At 69.9% G+C, this 19,263-nt stretch carries 18 protein-coding genes; 8 read left to right on the plus strand and 10 right to left on the minus strand.

The features are described from left to right. Positions 1 to 220: 220 nt before the first annotated feature. The 4 genes from H5T77_RS12200 to cobA form a co-directional block, all read right to left on the minus strand. Complete coding sequence (locus tag H5T77_RS12200; RefSeq protein WP_292649593.1) at positions 221 to 1,024, minus strand: TrmH family RNA methyltransferase; 804 nt, start codon at positions 1,022 to 1,024, stop codon at positions 221 to 223. 3 nt (positions 1,025 to 1,027) lie between these two features. Beyond that, a complete protein-coding gene (locus H5T77_RS12205) occupies positions 1,028 to 1,348 on the minus strand; it encodes a helix-turn-helix domain-containing protein (RefSeq protein ID WP_292649595.1) in 321 nt (106 codons plus the stop codon). Positions 1,349 to 1,410: 62 nt separating this feature from the next. Then, positions 1,411 to 1,695, minus strand: coding sequence for a type II toxin-antitoxin system RelE/ParE family toxin (locus H5T77_RS12210; RefSeq protein ID WP_292649598.1), 285 nt, complete (start codon positions 1,693 to 1,695; stop codon positions 1,411 to 1,413). Between the two features lie 121 nt (positions 1,696 to 1,816). Beyond that, positions 1,817 to 3,043, minus strand: a complete 1,227-nt coding sequence (gene cobA / locus H5T77_RS12215) for a uroporphyrinogen-III C-methyltransferase (protein WP_292649600.1) — start codon at positions 3,041 to 3,043, stop codon at positions 1,817 to 1,819. Positions 3,044 to 3,112: 69 nt separating this feature from the next. On the opposite strand from cobA, the gene H5T77_RS12220 reads away from it, so the two are divergent. Continuing rightward, on the plus strand, positions 3,113 to 3,640 hold the full coding sequence (locus H5T77_RS12220) for a YbhB/YbcL family Raf kinase inhibitor-like protein (RefSeq protein ID WP_292649602.1): 528 nt from the start codon (positions 3,113 to 3,115) through the stop codon (positions 3,638 to 3,640). A 50-nt stretch (positions 3,641 to 3,690) separates the two neighbouring features. Here H5T77_RS12220 and H5T77_RS12225 read toward each other — a convergent pair whose 3' ends face one another. From H5T77_RS12225 to H5T77_RS12235, 3 genes are all read right to left on the minus strand, one after another. Then, entirely contained in the window at positions 3,691 to 4,353 is a 663-nt protein-coding gene (locus H5T77_RS12225) for a response regulator (protein WP_292649605.1), read from the minus strand. A gap of 115 nt (positions 4,354 to 4,468) precedes the next feature. Continuing rightward, positions 4,469 to 5,113 carry an FMN reductase gene (locus H5T77_RS12230; protein WP_292649608.1) on the minus strand — a complete coding sequence of 215 codons (645 nt, stop codon included), beginning with the start codon at positions 5,111 to 5,113 and terminating at the stop codon, positions 4,469 to 4,471. Further along, positions 5,110 to 6,285 (minus strand): LLM class flavin-dependent oxidoreductase, encoded by a 1,176-nt coding sequence (locus H5T77_RS12235; RefSeq protein ID WP_292649702.1) that lies wholly within the window; start codon positions 6,283 to 6,285, stop codon positions 5,110 to 5,112. Before H5T77_RS12235 ends, H5T77_RS12230 begins: the two co-directional genes overlap by 4 nt. A gap of 149 nt (positions 6,286 to 6,434) precedes the next feature. Between H5T77_RS12235 and H5T77_RS12240 the strand changes: the two genes are divergently transcribed. From H5T77_RS12240 to H5T77_RS12250, 3 genes are read left to right on the plus strand one after another with little or no spacing between them, the layout of a single operon-like run. Further along, a complete protein-coding gene (locus tag H5T77_RS12240; RefSeq protein ID WP_292649611.1) occupies positions 6,435 to 7,256 on the plus strand; it encodes an ABC transporter permease in 822 nt (273 codons plus the stop codon). After that, complete coding sequence (locus tag H5T77_RS12245; RefSeq protein ID WP_292649613.1) at positions 7,249 to 8,076, plus strand: ABC transporter permease; 828 nt, start codon at positions 7,249 to 7,251, stop codon at positions 8,074 to 8,076. The genes H5T77_RS12240 and H5T77_RS12245 overlap by 8 nt, the downstream gene beginning before the upstream one ends. Position 8,077: 1 nt before the next feature. Continuing rightward, a complete protein-coding gene (locus H5T77_RS12250) occupies positions 8,078 to 9,025 on the plus strand; it encodes an ABC transporter ATP-binding protein (RefSeq protein ID WP_292649615.1) in 948 nt (315 codons plus the stop codon). 40 nt (positions 9,026 to 9,065) lie between these two features. Here the strand turns inward: H5T77_RS12250 and H5T77_RS12255 are convergent, their stop codons facing one another. From H5T77_RS12255 to H5T77_RS12265, 3 genes are read right to left on the minus strand one after another with little or no spacing between them, the layout of a single operon-like run. Beyond that, positions 9,066 to 10,466, minus strand: coding sequence for a condensation domain-containing protein (locus H5T77_RS12255; RefSeq protein WP_292649617.1), 1,401 nt, complete (start codon positions 10,464 to 10,466; stop codon positions 9,066 to 9,068). Then, on the minus strand, positions 10,447 to 11,871 hold the full coding sequence (locus tag H5T77_RS12260) for a condensation domain-containing protein (protein ID WP_292649618.1): 1,425 nt from the start codon (positions 11,869 to 11,871) through the stop codon (positions 10,447 to 10,449). Before H5T77_RS12260 ends, H5T77_RS12255 begins: the two co-directional genes overlap by 20 nt. Before the next feature lie 31 nt (positions 11,872 to 11,902). After that, a complete protein-coding gene (locus tag H5T77_RS12265; protein WP_292649620.1) occupies positions 11,903 to 13,288 on the minus strand; it encodes a condensation domain-containing protein in 1,386 nt (461 codons plus the stop codon). Positions 13,289 to 13,598: 310 nt separating this feature from the next. Between H5T77_RS12265 and H5T77_RS12270 the strand changes: the two genes are divergently transcribed. The 4 genes from H5T77_RS12270 to H5T77_RS12285 all read left to right on the plus strand — a co-directional run bounded on the left by H5T77_RS12270 (position 13,599) and on the right by H5T77_RS12285 (position 19,259). After that, positions 13,599 to 14,951 carry a hypothetical protein gene (locus H5T77_RS12270; protein ID WP_292649621.1) on the plus strand — a complete coding sequence of 451 codons (1,353 nt, stop codon included), beginning with the start codon at positions 13,599 to 13,601 and terminating at the stop codon, positions 14,949 to 14,951. 4 nt (positions 14,952 to 14,955) lie between these two features. Next, complete coding sequence (locus H5T77_RS12275) at positions 14,956 to 16,374, plus strand: hypothetical protein (RefSeq protein WP_292649623.1); 1,419 nt, start codon at positions 14,956 to 14,958, stop codon at positions 16,372 to 16,374. Between the two features lie 12 nt (positions 16,375 to 16,386). After that, a complete protein-coding gene (locus tag H5T77_RS12280; protein WP_292649625.1) occupies positions 16,387 to 17,328 on the plus strand; it encodes an alpha/beta hydrolase in 942 nt (313 codons plus the stop codon). Positions 17,329 to 17,480: 152 nt separating this feature from the next. Further along, positions 17,481 to 19,259: a BCCT family transporter gene (locus H5T77_RS12285; protein ID WP_292649626.1), complete on the plus strand. Its 1,779-nt coding sequence runs from the start codon at positions 17,481 to 17,483 to the stop codon at positions 19,257 to 19,259. Positions 19,260 to 19,263: the final 4 nt, after the last annotated feature.

Genomic DNA, 19,263 nt, shown 5'->3' on the forward strand with positions numbered 1-19,263 from the left:
AGGACCCACGCGCAGCGCTCCGTCGCGTCAGCAACCACACCTGACCCAGCAAGGCCCGACCAAGCAGCGCCACGTGTCCTCGATCTCAGGCACACTCCGGTCGGCCGAGCTGGCACCACCTCGCCAACTCGGCCAGCACACCAGGCCCTTCACCCGACGCACGTGACGCCTCGGCCGACGCACGTGACGCCTCGGCCGACGTACGGGACGCCTCGGCCGGTTAGCGGCGGGCGGTGACGTAGCAGGCGACGGCGGTGGCGGCGGCTACGTTGAGGGAGTCGATGCCGGCAGACATCGGGATGATGGCTCGGCGGTCTGAGGCCTGCTGCCAGCGCGGGGAGATGCCGTGGCCCTCGGAACCCAGGACGAGGGCGACCTTGTCGACGCCTTCGACGGCCTTCTCGATGTCGACGGCGTCGTCGGCCAGGGTGAGGGCGACGGTGGTGAAGCCGGCGGCGGAGAGGGTCGGGAGTGCTTCGTACCAGTCCGGCAGGCGGGTCCACGGCAGCGCGAAGACCGCGCCCATCGCGACCTTGATCGAGCGCCGGTAGAGCGGGTCGGCGCAGCGGGGTGCCAGCAGCAGCGCGTCGAACCCGAGCGCCGCGCCCGACCGGAAGATCGCGCCGACGTTGGTGTGGTCGACGATGTCCTCGAGCACCAGGACCGAGCGGGCGCCCGCCAGCACGGAGTCGACCGACGGCAGCGGTCGCCGCTTCAGCGATGCAAGCGCACCTCGGTGCACATGGAACCCAGTCACCTCCTCAGCAGCCTTCTCGCTCATCACGTAGCACGGCGCATCGGTCGTGGCGAGCACGTCGGAGAGCCCGTCGAGCCACTTCGGCGCCATCAGGAACGACCGCGGCTCGAAGCCACCGGCCACCGCGCGACGTACGACCTTCTCCCCCTCGGCCAGGAAGAGTCCCTCGGACGACTCCATCGACTTGCGCAGCTCGACGTCGCGCAGGTCGCGGTAGTCGGCGAGCCGTGGATCGGCGGGGTCGGAGATCTCGATCAGCTCAACCATGGGTCAGGCGACCTGCACCGAGTCCTTCATGTCCCCGGGCACTTCCTCGGGGAAGGAAAGGACCAGGTGTCGACCGAGTGCGGTCGCAACCCGGGCCAGGGTGTCGATCCGGTTGCGAGCTCCGCCGCCTTCCTCGAGACGGGAGATGACCGACTGCGTCGTGCCCATCCTCGATGCCAGCTCGCGCTGGCTCAGCCCCGCTCCCGTACGCAGGTCGTAGATCAGCTGTCCGAGAGCAAGATCCTGCTCGACGCTCGCCCGGGTCTCGTCGGACGGGGCCGGACGCTCGGCCCGAACCTCGGACCAGCGGGAGTAGTTCGCCATCGTTGCTCTCCTAGGGATAACGCCGAGCACATTCGGCCGCGGCCTTCCGGGCCCTGGCGACCTCAGCGCTCGTTGTCTCGTTGCTTGTGAAAGGTCGTCAGAAGAATGATCCGCGCGTCGTTGGTGAATCTGTAGGTGATTCTCCGGGCAGTCGGCCCCAGAGTGAAGCGGAGCTCGAAGAGACCCTCGCCCAAACTCCGCGAGAGCGGCATCCGGGCACGAGGACCCATGTCCGCCAGCCGATCCACGATCACCACGACCCGGCCCCACTCCTCATCGCTAAGAGAATCCAGCCAACTCACGACCTCGTCGTGGAGCTCGATATACATTCTCATGATCGCATCCATGCGATCATCGCACAAGTGCGATCAACGAGAGGCAGTTCACCGCTCCGACAACGCGCCACATCCATGCGTCGACCGTAGGCGCCTACTCATGGCAACGAGTCGACGCGCGCCGACCCGAGTACTAGAACGCGTCCGGGTGGGCGACGCGGACGACCTCGCCGATGACGATGATCGCGGGGGGCTGGACGTTCTCGTCGACGAGTACCTTCTCGAGAGTCTCGAGGGTCGCCAGGACCGTACGCTCCGTGGGCATCGTGCCGTCGCAGATGACCGCGACCGGGGTCGACCGGGAGCGGCCGCCGTCGAGCAGGGCGGCGGCGATCGCGGGCGCGTTCTGGACGGCCATGAGGAGGACGAGGGTGCCGCCCAGGCCGGCGACGGCGGGCCAGTTGGTCAGCGAGGTGGGGTCGTCGGGCGGGACGTGGCCGGAGATGACGGTGAACTCGTGCGCGACGCCGCGGTGGGTCACGGGGATCCCGGCGACGCCGGGCACCGTCACCGGCGAGGTCAGGCCGGGGATGACGTGCACCGGGACGCCGGCCTCACGGCAGGCCAGCACCTCCTCGAAGCCGCGCCCGAAGATGAAGTTGTCTCCGCCCTTGAAGCGCGCGACCGCCTTCCCCGCCTTGGCCGCCTCGACGATGATCCGGTTGATCTCCTCCTGCTGCGCCGAGCGGCCACGCGGAAGCTTGGCGACGTCGACGAGTTCGACGTCGGCGGGCAGCTCGGAGAGCAGCTCTCGCGGCGCCAGCCGGTCGGCGACGACGATGTCGGCCTCCATCAGGGCCTTGCGCCCGGCGACGGAGATCAGGCCGGGGTGTCCCGGACCGCCGCCGACCAGGGTCACTCCGGGGACGCGCTGGCGCTCGTGCGGCGCCATCAGCTCACCGGAGCGCAGCCCGTCGAGGATCCGGTCGCGAACGCCCGCGGAGCGCCGCGGGTCACGGTTGGCGAGCACAGCGACGGTCAGGTCGCCGTCGTGGCCGGTCGCCGGTGTCCAGGCGGTGGCCTGCGTGCCGTCGTCGGAGCGTACGCAGAAGATCCGACGCTCCTCGGCCGCGGCCGAGACCGCTTCGTTGACGTCGGCATGCTGGGCCGCGGCGATGACGTACCAGGCGCCGTCGAGCACGTCGGCCGAGAAGCGGGCCTGGTGCCAGGTGATCTCCCCCGACCCGAGCAGACCCTCCAGCGCGGGCGTCAGCGACGGCGAGACGACCTCGACCCGCGCCCCGGCGGCGATCAGCGCCGGCACACGCCGCTGCGCGACCCTGCCACCACCGACGACGACCACCCTCCGCCCCTCCAGGATGAGACCGGCGGGATAGGGAACGGCATGCTCAGAACTCATGGGTACATCCTCGCCCAACACCGGGGTGCGGCCTGACAACGGGTCGATTCGCGGACTACGTTGGTGGGCATGGCACTCGATCGCCCGGTGAAGCCGGATCCCTACTCGCTCATGCCCGCCCTCCCCTCCTTCACGCTGACCAGCGAGGACGTGACGGATGGACAGCCGCTGAAGCAGGACCAGGTCCACGACGGTGGCAACACCTCCCCGCAGCTCAGCTGGAGCGGAGCGCCGGAGGGGACGAAGTCGTACGTCATCACCTGTTTCGACCCCGACGCGCCCACCCCCAGCGGGTTCTGGCACTGGGCGCTGGTCGACGTCCCCGCCGACGTGACCGAGATCCCCGCCGGCGCCGGTGCCGGCAGCGCCGAGCTTCCGGGCAAGGCGTTCCACGTCGCCTCCGACTTCGGCACCAAGGAGTTCGGCGGCGCCGCACCTCCTGCCGGCGACCAGGTCCACCGCTACTACTTCGTGGTCCACGCCGTCGGCGAGGAGACGCTGGGCGTGAACGACGAGGTCACTCCCGCTGTCGTCTCCTTCAACCTGGCCTTCAAGGCGCTGGCCCGCGCCGTCCTGGTGGGCACCTACCAGCACTGAGACGCGCGTGGGGCCCGGGGCGACCCGGGCCCCACGCGACTCAGCACGTCTCAGGAGAGATGGGTCAGCGGCGTCGGTGTACGTCGATGCTCGACGTCGAGAGACAGCCCGAAGGCGAGGAACATCTCGCTCAGACACTGCTCGAACTGCCGTCGTCCGCTGAACAGCCTGCCGATGATCGCCCGCTCGGGGAACCCGGCGTGGATCAGGCCCAACACCTCGCTCTGCCGCATCGTCAGCCTCCCCATCGCCTCGGCATCGGCGTCCGGCGACGCCTCGACCATCCGCGAGATGACCTCGGGGTCGACGACGACCTCACCCGACGCCACCCGGCCGACGACGTCGAAGAAGTGCGGGACGGTGCGTACGCGCGACTTGCGCAGGTAGCCGAGACCGCCGGTGCCGGCGCTGGCGAAGACCGAGGCGGCGTAGGCCGTGTCGACCGAGTCGGCGAGCACGACGATGCCCATCTCCGGCACCTTCTCGTGCAGCCGGAGCGCGGCGCGGATGCCCTCGTCGGCCAGTCCCTCGCCCAGCCGCGCGTCGGTCACCACCAGCGTCGGCAGCGTGTCGGTGGCGGCCTGGATGAGCCCCTCTGCGTCCTCGGCGTCGGCGACCACCTGGTAGCCACCGCGCGCAAGCAGGGCCGTGAGTCCAGCACGAAGGAGAGGCGACTCGTCGGCAACGACGACGCTCGGCTCATAGCTGTGCACAACGGCTCCGCTCGCGGTTCGGGGTAGCGGTCGACACGCATTCTGTCGCACGCCACCGCAAACCCCCGGGATCTCGCGCCCGTGTTCGCACCGACGCCCCCGAAAGAACCCCGGGTCAGAACTGCTGCGGCCCCTCGGAGGCGCGCTTGAGCAGCGTCTCGAAGGAGGTCGGACTGGCGAACTCGTCCTCCACCAGCGTCCGATGGGGCGCCGGAGCGGGCGCGCCGTCGGACACGGCGAGCAGAGCAGCCAGCTCGGCGGCACCGCGGTCGACCCGCTTCGCGAGCTCCGGGCCTCCGGCGAAGTCCTCCGTCGCTGCGAACACGCCGGTCGGCACCACCACTGCGTGCAGGTAGGCGAAGAGCGGCCGCAGCGCGTGCTCGAGCACCAGCGAGTGCCGGACGGTGCCGGCCGTCGCGGCGACCAGGACCGGCTTGGCGTCGAGGACGCCCTGCTCGAGCACGTCGAAGAACGTCTTGAACAGGCCCGAGTACGACGCGGAGAAGACCGGGGTCACCGCGATGACGCCGTCGGCACGGCGCACCTGGTCGATGGCCGCCTGGAGCGCCGGCTTGGCGAACCCGGTGAGCAGGTTGTCGGTCAGCTCGTGCGCCAGGCCTCGCAGCTCGACGTGCTCGACCTCGACCTCGGCGCCCCGGGCCTGCACGGCCCGGGTCGTCGCCTCGCCGAGCATGTCGGCGAGCAGCTTGGTCGAGGACGGGACCGAGAGCCCCGCGGAGACCACTACGATCTTGGTCACAGCTCCCCCTCGAGCACCTTGTCGACCTCAGGGTCGGAGAGGTCGCGGTCGGACGAGCCGGTGGCGGAGTCGCCCTCGGCATAGACGGTCGAGTCCTTCGCGCCGCCGGCCTTCGCCACCAGGGAGGCGTGGGTCGGGGCGTCCGGGACACCGGGCTTACGCAGCTTCTCGAACTCCGCGCGCAGCGTCGGCAGGATCTCGCCGTAGAGGTCGAGCTGCTCCAGCACCGTCTTCAGCGGCAGCCCGGCGTGGTCGAGCAGGAAGAGCTGACGCTGGTAGTCACCGACGTACTCCCGGAACGAGAGCGTCCGCTCGATGACCTGCTGCGGCGAACCGACGGTCAGCGGCGTGGCCTCGGAGAAGTCCTCCAGCGAGGGGCCGTGACCGTAGACGGGCGCGTTGTCGAAGTAGGGCCGGAACTCGTCGACCGCGTCCTGGGAGTTGGGCCGCATGAAGAACTGCCCGCCCAGACCCACGATCGCCTGGTCGGCGGTGCCGTGGCCGTAGTGCTCGAAGCGCTGGCGGTAGAGCTGCACCATCTGCTTGGTGTGCGAGGCCGGCCAGAAGATGTGGTTGTGGAAGAAGCCGTCGCCGTAGTACGCAGCCTGCTCGGCGATCTCCGGCGAGCGGATCGAACCGTGCCACACGAACGGCGCCACGCCGTCCAGAGGCCGCGGCGTCGAGGTGTAGCCCTGCAGCGGCGTACGGAACCGGCCGGACCAGTCGACGACGTCCTCGCTCCACAGCCGGCGCAGCAGGGCATAGTTCTCGATCGCCAGGTTGATGCCTTGGCGGATGTCCTTGCCGAACCAGGGGTAGACCGGGCCGGTGTTGCCGCGGCCCATCATCAGGTCGACGCGGCCGTCGGTGAGGTGTTGGATCTTGGCGTAGTCCTCCGCGATCAGGACCGGGTCGGTGGTGGTGATCAGCGTGGTCGCGGTGCTCAGGATGATGTTCTCGGTCTGCGCGCCGATGTAGGCCAGCGTGGCGGTCGGGTTGGAGGCGATGAACGGCGGGTTGTGGTGCTCACCGGTCGCGAAGACGTCCAGGCCCACCTCCTCGGCGTGCTTGGCGATCTCGACGGTCGCCTTGATCCGCTCGTGCTCCGTCGGGGTCCTGCCGGTCGTCGGGTCCGTCGTCACGTCGCCGACGGTGAAGATGCCGAACTGCATACCCATGTTCCCCTGCCCCTTTCGTGGCCCGAGACTGTCCCGGTCCACGGTAGTTGAAATCCGAACTACTCGGCAAACAGTTGCTCGATCAACGTTATTCCAGGAAACCCCTTGGCGTACGCGGGACCCCGTGTGCCAACGTACGTCAGGTGTCCGGGCCACTGCATCCACAGATCAGCCTGTACGCAGCGATCGCGACCCGGTCCTTCCGCCGCTACTCCACCTACACCGCAGCCACGCTCGCCGGGATCTTCACCAACTCCGTCTTCGGGATCATCCTCAGCTTCGCCTATCTGGCGCTGTGGGAGCAGAACCCCTCGGCGGGCGGCTACGAGGCCGACCAGGCGGTCACCTTCGTCTGGATCGGGCAGGCCTTGCTGATGACCGTCGCGCTGTGGAGCGGCGGCTCGACCGACGACCTCGCCGAGCGGATCCGCACCGGCGACATCGCCGTCGACCTCTACCGCCCCGTCAGCGTCCTCGGCTGGTATCTCGCCGCCGACCTCGGCCGCGGGCTCTACCACTTCACGACCCGAGGCGTGGCCCCGGCGATCGTCGGCGCGCTGCTCTTCGGGCTCGTCACTCCCTCCCCCGCCGGCGCGGCAGGATTCCTGGTCAGCGTCGTCCTCGCCGTGGTGGTCAGCTTCGCCGTCCGGTTCCTCTTCGCCGCCAGCGCCTTCTGGCTCCTGGACGCCACCGGGCCGCGGGTGCTGCTGAGCGTGCTGGCCACCTTCTTCAGCGGACTGACCCTGCCGCTCAACCTCTTCCCCGACGGCCTGCGCCAGGTCGCGCTCGCGCTGCCGTTCGCCTCCTACATCCAGACCCCGGCCGACATCTGGCTGGGCCGCCACACCGGGCTCGACATGATCGCCGCGATCGGGCTGCAGGTGCTGTGGGCGGTCGTGCTCCTGGCGACGTGCGCTCTCGTGCTGCGCGCGGCGACGCGCAAGGTGGTGGTCCAGGGTGGTTGATACCGACACGCCTGCGGCGTACGTCGCTCATGCGGTTCGCTCCTACTGGCTCATCGCGCTGCTGTGGATCCGGGCAGCGATGGCCTATCCGGTCTCGTTCTGGACGATGCTGGTCGGCGGCGTGCTCATCACGTTCCTCGACTTCGTGGCGATCTGGCTGATGTTCACCCACGTCGACACCTACGGCGGCTTCACGCTGCGCGAGATCGCGCTGCTCTACGGGCTCACCTCGATCGCGTTCCGGGTCGCCGACATGCTGGTCGGGAGCGTGGAGAAGATCGGCCAGAAGGTGCGCAGCGGGGATCTCGACGCGATGATGACCAAGCCGGTCCCCGTGCTGGTGCAGCTGTGCGCCGACCGGTTCGAGCTGCGCCGGCTCGGCCAGATCGCGCAGGGTCTCGCGGTGTTCGCGTGGGCGGCACCGATCGTGGAGTGGACCCCGCAGCGCCTACTGGTGCTCGTGGTGGCACTCGTCTCGGGCGTGGTCATCTACTTCTGCGTGTTCGTGATCTTCTCGACGATCCAGTTCTGGACCACGGACGCCTCCGAGTTCGCCAACGCCTTCACCTACGGTGGCAACACGATCATGCAGTATCCGATGACGATCTTCCCGCGTGAGGTCGTCCGGTCGCTGACCTACCTGCTGCCGCTGGCGTTCGTGAACTGGTACCCGTGCCTGTTCCTGCTCGGCCGCACCGACCCATTCGGCTCTCCGGACTGGTTCCGCTTCGCCTCGCCCCTGGCCGCGCTGATGCTGGTCGTCGTCACCACCCTCGTGTGGCGTCAGGGGCTCCGTCGTTACCGATCGACCGGGAGCTGATGTGTCTCTGATCGAGGTGCGGGACCTGTCCCGCGAGTTCACGATCCGCAAGCGTGCGGGTGCCTTCAGACGTACGTCCGTGGTGAAGCACGCCGTGCACGACCTCTCGTTCGACATCGAGGCGGGCGAGATGGTCGGCTACATCGGCCCCAACGGCGCCGGGAAGTCCACCACCATCAAGATGCTCACCGGGATCCTGGGGCCCTCCGGCGGGTCTGCGCTCGTCGCCGGCCTGGAGCCGTCTCGCCAGCGCCGCGAGCTGGCCCGACGGATCGGGGTGGTCTTCGGGCAGCGTACGTCGCTGTGGTGGGACCTGCCGCTGCGCGACTCCTACGAGCTGCTGCGACGGATCTACCGGATCCCGGACCAGACCTTCCGCCGCAACCTGGAGGACCACGTCGCGCTGCTCGACCTCGGCGACCTGATGGACACCCCGGTGCGGCAGCTGAGCCTGGGCCAGCGGATGCGCGGCGACATCGCCGCGGCGCTGCTCCACGACCCCGAGATCCTCTATCTCGACGAGCCGACGATCGGTCTCGACGTGGTCTCCAAGGGGCGCCTGCGGGAGTTCCTGCGAGCCCTCAACCACGAGCGTGGGACGACCCTGATGCTCACCACGCACGACCTGCAGGACATCGAGGCGCTCTGCGACCGGGTGATCGTGATCGATCACGGCACCGCCGTCTTCGACGGGCCCCTTCCGTCGCTGCGAGCGAACGGCGACGCCTCCCGCACCCTCGTCGTCGACCTCGTCGACGAGGCCTCCCCCATCGCCATCGAGGGCGCCCGGGTCGTGAAGGTCGAAGGCCCCCGCCAATGGTTGGCCTTCCCCGCCGGCGCCTCCGCCGCGCCGCTGGTCGCGCAGGTCGCCGCTGCGTACGACGTCGCCGACCTCTCCATCCACGAACCCGACATCGAGGACGTCATCCGGAAGCTCTACGCCCGCTGAGTCGGCTCATCCTGACCGAGTTCTCCGTCGAGTCGGCTCGTCATGACGCGCCGACTCGGCGATCTCTTTGGTCAGGATGCGCCGACTCGGCAGATGTACCGAGATCGGCGAGGGTGTGCTCCAGGCGCTCCAGGAGCTCGCTGACCGACGCCGACGCGACCTCTGTGTCAGGATGGCGGATCCGGACGGCTAGACCCGTGTGGGTGCGGGAGAACCAGATCTGTACGTCGTCGGCCAGAGCCGAGGCGGAGATGTGCTGCGCGTCGCGCTCGAGGTGCGCCGAGCCGCCCGGGACGTGGCGGTAGTCGACCCAGGAGACGACGAAGACGTCGTTGCGGGCCTGAACCAGCGGTTCGGGGAGCGAGCCGATGACCTGGTCGAGCGGCACCGACCCGAGGCGTACGCCGCGACGGACTGCCTCACCGGCCTCGGCCAGACCCGCGGCGGTGAGCGAGGCGGGCACGGTGAGCGGGACGGTGGTGGTGTACCAGCCGATCGAGCGGGTCAACCCTGACTCGTTCAGCGCCGGCGCGGAGCGGGTGGAGACCGGCGCCAGCGTGTCCAGCCGCTCACCGCCGCCGAGGTCCGCGACCGCGGTGGCGAGGGCGGCCAGGACGGCGGCGTACGTCGAGGCGCCGCTGCTGCGGGCACGGGCGCCGATGCGGTCCATCGCGGCGGCGTCGGCGAGCGGAGCCACGACGGTGGCCTGGGCGGCCCGCTCCCCCGGCTCGAGCCCGAGCGGCAGCGGGAAGGTCGGCAGCTGGTGGCCACGACCGCCGAGGTGCTCGGCCCAGCCACGCAGCAGCGGGTCTTCGGGGTCGACCCGTGCGGGACCGTCGTAGCCCTGCTCGACCGCCTCGAGGAACGATCCGACGTCCGGCAGGGCAGGCTCCGCGCCCTCGGCGAAGGCGGCGTAGAGGTCTGCGAGCTCCTCGACCGCGACGGCGACCGAGTGGGCGTCGCAGTGCAGGTGGTACATGCCGAGGACGATCGTGGAGCGGTCCCCGCGGGAGATCGCGGCCGGTAGGAAGGCGGGATAGCCGAACGGCGCGCACCGCTCGTCGAGGGCGGCGCGCAGCGCGGCGCGAGTCTCCTCGCCGGTTCCGGTGGGGCCCACCGAGGTGAGCGACCAGGTCAGAGCCGCCGGTTGGTGCCGGCGGGCCTGCAGACCCTCAGGCCCGGCGAGGACCTCGAGCTGGAGGCTGCTGTGGCGGGCCACGAAGGCTCGCCAGGTGCTCGTGAGCGCAACCGGGTCGATCGGGCCGTCGACGTCGAAGGCCGCCGCCAGCCAGACGGTCGGCGCCCCGGCCGTGGCCCCGGCGAGGTGGTTGCGCTGGTTGAGCGAGAGCGTCGCCGGCACGCCGCTCGCCGGCGCGGAGACGTCCCAGCGCAACAGCGTACCCGGCCGCGGCTCCCACAGGTCAGCGGTCGTGACCAGCATGCCCGGCCTCGACGGGACGTACCGACAGGCCGAGATCGGCGAGCACCGCGTGGACCGCCTCGAAGAAGGTCGCCACGGCGCTTCCGCCCGCCTCGGTGTCGGGACTCTGCGTGGCCAGCTCGAAGCGGTCGGCGAAGCGGTTGACCCACAGGCTCGCGTTGGCGGTGCGCCCCTCGCCGGTGAAGTGCAGCCCGGTGTCGAACGGGACGGTCCCGGCGCCGGGGAACTTGCGTACGTCGAGATAGGAGACCATCTGCGGGCTGGTCAGCTCGCTCGGCGGGAGGAGCCCGTCGGCGACCATCGCTCCCAGAGCGACGTGGACCGGGGTGCGGGCCAGCTCGCGGGCGGTCCCGAAGGCGTCCTCCGCGGCGCGCACGGTCTCCGCGAAGGTCTCCCCCAGAGCCATCGACACCGGGCCGAAGTTGCAGAACCAGCCGTGCGACATCGCTGTCTGCGCCGACCGGGTGCCCAGCACGGTGATCCCCAGATAGTCCGAGCGGCCGGTCAGACGCTGCTCGGCGTGGGCGAGGAGCGCGAAGACACCGCTGGTGAACCTGCCGCCGGCGGCATGGCAGAGCTCCTCGAGCGCGTCCACCTCGGCACCCTCCAGAGCGGTCCAGCGACGAATCCGGACCGGCGCGGTCTCGCCCGCGGACAGTCCCAGGGAGACCGGGAACCGCGGCAGCCGCCCGCCGTGACGCGAGACGATGTCGACCCACTCGCGCACCGCCGGTGTCTCCGCGTCGCACTCGGCAGCCAGCCGCTGCTCGGCGGCTGCGTACGTCACGAAGCTGCCCGCCTCGGGCAACGGCTCGACGTCGACCCCCAGCGCTTCGGCATAGGCGGTGCCGAGCTCGGCCGGGACCATCAGCTGCGAGGCTCCGTCGGTGAAGGCGTGGTCGCAGCCCCAGAAGTAGGTGAAGCCCTCCTCGTGCACGATCGCGCCGAGGAGGAACGGTGTCCAGGAGTCAGGGCGGCACTGCTCGTCCCACAGACTGACCAGCAGGGACTCCCAGCCGTTCGACCAGTCGGCAGGCGCCTCGACCTCGACGGCCTCGAAGGCGATCGCCTCGGCCGGCACGAGCCGCCGCACGGGCGCTTCCCCGGAGAGGTCGAACCAGGTCCGCAGGCCTTCGTGACGGCGCACGAACGAGGTCAGCGCCGCGGCGTAGGCAGGCTCGGAGAAGTCGGCGTCGAACTCGCCTGCGGTGCCGGTCCAGGCCCGGTGTACGCCGCCGCCAGCGACCTTGGCGCGATAGGCGTCGAGGTGGTCGGCCTGCAGGAACGAGGGTGCTCCCGGCGAGACCGGCGCGACATCGGCCGCCGCCTGACACTCCGGGGTCGGGCGCAGCACGACCACCCTGCCGGGCCTCGGCGCCAGCTCGGCGAGCGCTCCGATCCTCATGCCGCCGCCTCCGTCGTCAGCCCGCGCTCACTCATGCCGTCCCCTCCAGCTCCGCGGCCTCGGGGTGCGCGATCTCGTCGACTAGCGCGCTCATCCCGCTGATCAGGCCACGTACGACCCGCTCGGCGGCGACCGTCTCCGGGTAGCGCGTCGAGACGTTGAGACCGTCCCGGTCGCGCACGAGCCACAGGTAGACCTCGTCGTCGGCGCGGACGGGGGCCCGCAGCGTACGCGCATGCCAGTCGTTCCAACGCTCGGCGCCGGGCGTGAAGCGGGTGTCGACGAAGGTGACCACGAAGTGCGGGGCGTCGTCGACGTCGAGCAGCTCCGCGACCCGCGCGAACGGCTGCCGGACCAGCGGCTTCGACTCCGCGAGCGCGGTCTGGACGCGGGCGGCGACCTCGGGCAGCGTCTCGGCACCGGTGATGTCGAGAGTGACGGGCGCGAGGCCGACGTACCAGCCGACGGCGGTGGCGTACTCAGCGGTGTGGCGCGTGTGCATGGGCGCGACGAAACGCATCCGCTCGACGCCGTGCTGGGCCCGCAGGACGTACGCCATCGCGCCCATCATCCCGGCCTGGAAGGAGGCGCCGGAACCCTTGCACAGCTCGCCCAGGACTCGTGCCTGGCGGTGGTCGCCGAGCCACTGCGACAGGCTGGCCTGCGGCAGCGGCGCCGCCGAGGCGGCTACGTCGGTGATGCCCGGGACCGGGAAGTCGGCGAAGCGCAGGGTGCCCTCAGCCGTCGTCAACCAGTCGCGCCAGGCCCGCACCGACTCGCTCTCCAGCGACATCGCCTCACCGGTGACCCGCTCGTCCGCGGCGTGGTCGAGGTGGCTGCCGACCGAGGCCGCGGCCAGCTCGGGGAACGGCTCGCCGGCCCGAGCCCGGTCGTAGAGCGTGGCGATCTCCTCGAACCAGAGCAGCTGGGAGTAGGCGTCCATGACTCCGTGGTCGGCACCGAAGACGAGGGTGAAGCCGTCGGCGTCGGCCACCGTCGCGAACACGACGTAGGGCCAGGCTTTCGGGTCGATGTGATCGGCGAGGAGGTCCGAGAGGCGGGAGCGGACGTCCGCGGCGTCGAACCAGCCCAGGTCGGTCGCACTCACCGACACGTCCGCAGGGGCGACCGTACGACGCCGGCGGCCGGCCGGGGTCTCCTCGACGGTTCCGCGCAGCGCCTCGTGGCGGCCGATCCAGGCCCGCACCGCGAGGTTCAGCGCCGAGGGGTCGAGCGCCCCGGGCAACCGCATGATCGAGCCGATCCAGGCCCCCGCCTCGGCGGTGTCGAGGTGCAGCTCGTGGTTGTGCGACAGCCGGCGGTCGTCGTCGCTCCAGGCGCTCGGCGCCGCGGTGGGGATCCACGCGGTCACCTCGCCCGGGGGTACGTCGTACGCGGACAGCTCGGTGTACTCCATCGGAGGTGGAGTTCCTCTCTGAGGTGGGGGCTCGTTGCGGCAAAGGGCCATCTCAGGAAGCTGAACGAACCTCAAGAACGCCGTAGCCCGAGAAGGCGACCCGCCAGTGACGACAGCAGATGTCATCACATGTCGGTGTCCATTGTGCACACAGCACAGCCCCCGAATTCGACCTTCTCGGACGTGGGGATCACCACACCACCTTTGTTACCCCTGGGGGTTTACAGAGGAGGGCAACTTCGATTTACTCCCCCTTCGCGCGCTATCGCCCCGCCTTCGCCCGGCCGCCCGCCCTATCTCGAGGACCCCCATGCCCGCTGCCACCCGTGCACCGATCGACAACTCCGGCCGTCTGCAGTTCGCCGACGACCTCTTCGCCCGACGCCATCGCGGTCTCGGAAGCCCGATCGCCAACCAGTGGATCTGGCGGCTCGACGATCCCTACGACGCCGACCGGCTCCGCCACATCGCGGCCGGGCTGGCCGAGGGTGGGCTCTCGCGGAGGCTGCACCGGGCGAAGCTGCCGGGCGCCCGCGACCTGTGGACCAACGCCGACCGGGAGCCGTCGATCGAGCTCTACGACGAGACCCTCCCGGTCGGCGGGATCACCGGCTGGCTCCAGGAGCGCCACAGCGACCACCTCGACCCGCACGAGGGCCTGACCCACCGGCTCACCGCGATCAACCTCGACGACGGCACCTCGGTCGTCTCGCTGCTGCTCGCCCATGCGGTCGGCGACGGCGGCTCCGTGCTGGACGCGGTGTGCCGGGCCTCGCGCGGCGAGCCGCTGCGGCTGCCGCCCGCGCCTGCCACGGGCTGGCACCGTCTTCGCGCCGACGTGGCCGACAGCCGCGCGCAGTGGCGCGCGGTCCGGGACTGGGCCAAGGCACGTCGCCAGGCCAAGAAGGACGGCACCGCCGCACTCGCCGCCAAGGCGCCTCGCGTCTACCCGAAGTCCACCCCGAACCCGGACCCGGCTGCCTGGCGGATGCCGCGGATGATCGCCGAGTTCGACACCGAGACGATGACGAAGATCTCCGCCGAGCACGGCGGCTCGACCAACGCCTGGTTCATCAACGTGGTCGCCGACCTGCTCGTCCGCATCGATCATGTTCCGGTCGACCGTGGCGACGTCCCGGTCTCGCTTCCGATGAGTGACTTCCAGCCCGGGGACGTACGCGCCAACTCGACGCGCGTGGCCATGGTCGAGGTGCCTCGCGACGTGCTGGACAGACGAGACCTCGCCGAGATCAAGAAGCTCTCCAAGGCGGCCTACATCCGCCTCGGCCAGGCAGGGCCGGGCCTCGTGCCGGTGCCGCTGGCGATGATGCAGATGCTGCCCGACGCGGTCCTCGACAGGCTCCCCCAGCCGCCGGCCGCGGCGTGCATGGCCTCCAACCTGCCCCGGCTCCCCGACGACTACCGCTATGCGATGGGCGAGAACGTACGCCTCGTGGCCGGGCTCGCCGGCTACCAGAACGCGACGGCCCAGGACGCCTACGACATCGGCGGCGGGATCATCTCCTGGCTGATCCAGTCGGGGCCGCGTACGACGCTCAACCTGGTCGCCGCCGAGCCCGACCGGGTGCCAGACCTGGATCACCTGAAGAACCTGGTCGTCGAGGAGCTCGGCTCGTGGAGCCTGCCCGTCGAGGTGTGGTGACCCCATGCCCGAGCCCGTGAGCCTGCCCTCGCTGCCGCCCGCGAGCCTGGGCGCCCGGCCGGCGCCGTTCGCCCCCGAGCCGACCAACCGGCTGACCTACGACGACGAGGTCTTCCTCCGCTCCGCGACCGTGATCGGCGTTCCGGTCGTCAACCAGACCGCGTGGCGATTTCCGACGGAGATTCCGGTCGAGGCAGTCCAGGAGATCGTCGACGAGCTGGCCGTGGGTCCGCTCAACCGCCTCGTCGTACGCCCCAAGATTCCCGGTGCGCGCTCGCACTGGGTGCCGGCGACGCGGGCCGAGCCGGTCCACCTGCACCCCGACCGGATCGAGCGCGAAGAAGTCGTGGCCTGGCTCGACGGCACCACCGACGAGGTTCGGTTCGACCCGGTCGAGGGACCGCTGTGGGCGTTCTTCATGGCCCACACCGCCGACGGCGGCACGGTCGTGGCCTACAACGCCTCCCACATCGTCTGCGACGGCGGGATGAAGCTCGGTGCCCTGATCGCGGCCGTACGCCGCCAGCCCCTGTCCCGACTCCCCGTCGATGACCCCTCGGCGGCCGAGGTCACCCGGAAGGACGACTGGCGAGACGCGCGAACGATGGCGCGCGCGGCCGTCCGCGGCCTGCGAGCGACCCGGAAGACGGGCAGGCTTCCCGCGCTGGAGGCCCAGTGCTCTTCGCTGCGGCCGGTGCCGCCGCCTCGACCCGACGACGACGTCGTCCACGAGGCCGCCAACGCCTCTGCCGACTGCCCGGTCGACGAATGGAACGCTGCCGCCGAACGGGCCGGCGGCACCTCCAGCGCACTTCAGATCGCGATCTCGGTCGAGGTGCTGCTCGAGGCCGGGATCGTACGCCCCGGCGAGCCGGTCAAGATGTCGCTGCCCGTCTCGCTGCGTGGCGGGGGCGACCTGCGTGCCAACGCCACCTCAGGCGTGTCGATCGCGGTGGAGGCCGAGCTGCGCGACGGCGTGGGCCGAGTCACCGACCTCGCCCACATCCGGGAGCGGTCGAGGAAGGAGCTCTCCTCCCTCTTCAAGGGCACTCGGCCCGACCCGACCGCCGACCTCGCGCCGCTGGCGCAGATGATCCCGGACAGGATCGCCCGGCCGTTGCTCAAGGACGTCGTCACGCCACTCGGCCTCGCCTCCAACCTCGGCCGCCCCGACCCCGACTTCGTCGCGCCGTTCGGCGTGGCCGCCGACTCGATCCTCATCCGTGGCCTGGCCCTGGGCGCGACCCGTGGCGGCCTGCGCCGGATGCGCGGCGGAGTCACCTCGTGGTGGTGCCAGACCGGCGAGACGTGCAACCTCGCCATCCGCGCGCTCGACCCGGACGCGGTCCCCGACTCAGAGCGTCTCGAGGAGATCGTGACGAACGTCTACGGACGCTGGGGGCTCACTCCTGGGTTCTGGTGAGAAGATGCGTTCATGACGATCGACGTACTCGGTGAGCCCTACACAGTCGAGACCATCGAGCTCTCGGACGACTTCGAGGGCACGGTCGTGGCCACGCTGGTCAAGCGGGACGCCGACGGCGACGCGAAGGGCGCGGTCCTCTACGTCCACGGCTTCTCCGACTACTTCTTCCAGAAGGAGTACGCCGAGTGGTGGACCGCACGCGGCTACGACTTCTACGCCCTGGACCTGCGCAAGTACGGTCGCTCGCTGCTAGAGCACCAGTCGGGGACGTACATCGGTGATCTCTACGAGTACTTCGACGAGATCGACGCCGCCTGGGAGCGCATCACCGAGCGCGACGGCCACTCCCACATCATGCTCAGCGCCCACTCCACCGGCGGGCTGACGGTCTCGCTGTGGGCTCACGACCGCCAGCCCGACGCCCTGGCCGGGATGGTGCTCAACTCCCCGTGGCTCGACCTGCAGGGCTCGTTCCTGCTGCGGGAGCTGGCGACGCCGGTGGTGCGCCGGATCGGCCACCGGGTCCCGATGCGTGAGCTGGGTCGTGACGTGAGCGGCTTCTACACGATGTCGCTCCACGTCGACCACGACGGCGAGTGGGAGTTCGACCTCGGGCTCAAACCGGTCGGCTCCTACCCGATCCGGCTCGGCTGGCTCAAGGCGATCCGCGACGGCCATGCCAGGCTCCACCGGGGCCTGGACGTGAAGGCGCCCGTGCTGGTGCTCTCCTCCGACCGCTCCAGCAAGCCCAAGGCGATGGGCGACATCGTCCACACCACCGACATCGTCCTCGACGTGCGCCAGATCCGCCGCTGGTCGACCGCCATCGGCAGGCACGTCACCTATGTCGCGGTCCCAGGCGCGAAACACGACGTGATCCTATCTCGCCCCGACGTCCGCAAGCAGGCCTACGCGGAGATCGAGCGCTGGTTGGCCGCGTACGGCGTCTGAGCCACAGACGCCGCACGACCCATGAACTGGCCCGACACAGTCGGGCCAGTTCTCGATTTCATTGGCAGACCGGCCGACCCCGGCCCCCGGGAAGCAAAGGCCGAAAGGGTTAGAGTGCTGAGGTTCTACCAACGATCCGGAAGGCCAACGGTGTGACTTCTGAGAAGAAGCCAGACAAAGGAAAACCCGACGAGCGCCGTCGCTCAGGGCTCATCAAGTCCCCGACGGGCGATGTGGTCCCCCACCCCGCACTGGACCTGCCGATCTCGAGCGAACAGGACCACCGCAGGGGCATCGACTGGGTCGTCTTCGGCATAGCCGCGGCCATCGCGATCGCCTTCATGACGTGGGGCTTCGTCAACACCGACGGGATGAGCTCGCTCGCGGACAAGGCCCTCGGCTGGGTGCTGGACAAGGCCGGCTGGTTCTTCGTCCTCACGGCCAGCGGCTTCGTCATCTACATCATCTGGCTCGCCGTCAGCAAGTACGGAAACATTCCCCTGGGCCGCGACGACGAGAAGCCGGAGTTCAGGACGGCTTCCTGGATCGCGATGATGTTCAGCGCCGGCATGGGTATCGGTCTGATGTTCTACGGCGTCAGCGAGCCGATCTCGCACTTCGTCACCCCGCCGCCGGGCACCGGCGAGGCGGGCAACCCCGAAGCCATCCAACACGCCATGGCGACCACCATGTTCCACTGGACGCTGCACCCGTGGGCGATCTACGCGGTCGTCGGTCTGGCGATCGGCTACGGCGCCTACCGCAAGGGCCGCGTCAGCCTGATCTCCTCGGCCTTCACGCCACTGCTCGGCAAGAAGACCGTCGAGGGCCCCGCGGGCAAGGCGATCGACATCTTCGCGATCTTCGCGACGCTGTTCGGTTCGGCGACCTCGCTCGGGACGGGCGCGATCCAGATCGAGAGCGGTCTGCAGATCGTGGCCGGGCTCGGCGAGGCCGGCAACAACGTGCTCATCGGGATCATCGCGGTCCTGACGGCCTGCTTCGTGGTCTCGGCGGTCTCGGGTGTGGCCAAGGGCATCCAATGGCTCTCCAACATCAACATGGTGCTGGCCCTGCTCCTGGCGCTGTTCCTGTTCGTGGTCGGCCCGACGGTCTTCATCCTCGACCTGATCCCGACCTCGCTCGGCACCTATCTCGGCGATCTCGCGCAGATGTCCGCGCGCACCGGTGTCGGCGGCGCGGAGACCTCCGACTGGCTCGGCAAGTGGACCATCTTCTACTGGGCCTGGTGGATCTCCTGGACGCCGTTCGTCGGCATGTTCATCGCGCGCATCTCGCGCGGGCGCACGGTCCGGCAGTTCGTCTCCGGCGTCCTCCTGGTGCCGAGCGCCGTGAGCGTGATCTGGTTCTGCATCCTGGGTGGCACCGCCATCGACCTGCAGCGTGACGGCACGGTTGACATCGCTGGTCTCGGCGGCGTCGAGTCGCAGCTGTTCACCACCCTCGAACAGTTCCCGCTGGCGACCGTGATGAGCGTTCTGGTCATGGCCCTGGTGGCGATCTTCTTCGTCTCGGGTGCCGACGCGGCCTCGATCGTGATGGGCACGCTCTCTGAGCGTGGCACCGAGGAGCCGACCCGGCCCACGGTCATCTTCTGGGGTGTCGCGACCGGGGTCGTGGCGGCCCTCGGGCTGATCGCCGGTGGCTCGGATGCGTTGTCGGGACTGCAGACGATCACCATCGTGGCGGCGCTGCCGTTCACGGTGATCATGGTCGGGCTCACCGTGTCGCTCCAGAAGGATCTGCAGACCGACCCGCTGATCGTGCGTGGCCAGTACGCCGAAGAGGCCGTCGAACGAGCCGTCATCGCCGGTGTCACAGAACACGGCGACGACTTCGCATTCGCCGTCGTCGAGGATGACCACAGCAACGAGACCGGGCCCAGCTCAACTCCCACCGACCAGGCTTGAGTTC

The sequence above is a fragment of the Nocardioides sp. genome, from assembly GCF_014360585.1.
In the GTDB taxonomy this organism is placed as follows: domain Bacteria; phylum Actinomycetota; class Actinomycetes; order Propionibacteriales; family Nocardioidaceae; genus Nocardioides.

What these genes read in the sequence shown, in the direction of transcription:
- cobA (WP_292649600.1), bottom strand. Translation starts at nt 3,043, where the DNA reads ATGAGTTCTGAGCATGCCGTTCCCTATCCCGCCGGTCTCATCCTGGAG.
- H5T77_RS12205 (WP_292649595.1), bottom strand. Translation starts at nt 1,348, where the DNA reads ATGGCGAACTACTCCCGCTGGTCCGAGGTTCGGGCCGAGCGTCCGGCC.
- H5T77_RS12200 (WP_292649593.1), bottom strand. Translation starts at nt 1,024, where the DNA reads ATGGTTGAGCTGATCGAGATCTCCGACCCCGCCGATCCACGGCTCGCC.
- H5T77_RS12255 (WP_292649617.1), bottom strand. Translation starts at nt 10,466, where the DNA reads ATGCTGGTCACGACCGCTGACCTGTGGGAGCCGCGGCCGGGTACGCTG.
- H5T77_RS12275 (WP_292649623.1), top strand. Translation starts at nt 14,956, where the DNA reads ATGCCCGAGCCCGTGAGCCTGCCCTCGCTGCCGCCCGCGAGCCTGGGC.
- H5T77_RS12235 (WP_292649702.1), bottom strand. Translation starts at nt 6,285, where the DNA reads ATGCAGTTCGGCATCTTCACCGTCGGCGACGTGACGACGGACCCGACG.
- H5T77_RS12280 (WP_292649625.1), top strand. Translation starts at nt 16,387, where the DNA reads ATGACGATCGACGTACTCGGTGAGCCCTACACAGTCGAGACCATCGAG.
- H5T77_RS12220 (WP_292649602.1), top strand. Translation starts at nt 3,113, where the DNA reads ATGGCACTCGATCGCCCGGTGAAGCCGGATCCCTACTCGCTCATGCCC.
- H5T77_RS12260 (WP_292649618.1), bottom strand. Translation starts at nt 11,871, where the DNA reads ATGAGGATCGGAGCGCTCGCCGAGCTGGCGCCGAGGCCCGGCAGGGTG.
- H5T77_RS12270 (WP_292649621.1), top strand. Translation starts at nt 13,599, where the DNA reads ATGCCCGCTGCCACCCGTGCACCGATCGACAACTCCGGCCGTCTGCAG.
- H5T77_RS12265 (WP_292649620.1), bottom strand. Translation starts at nt 13,288, where the DNA reads ATGGAGTACACCGAGCTGTCCGCGTACGACGTACCCCCGGGCGAGGTG.
- H5T77_RS12210 (WP_292649598.1), bottom strand. Translation starts at nt 1,695, where the DNA reads ATGGATGCGATCATGAGAATGTATATCGAGCTCCACGACGAGGTCGTG.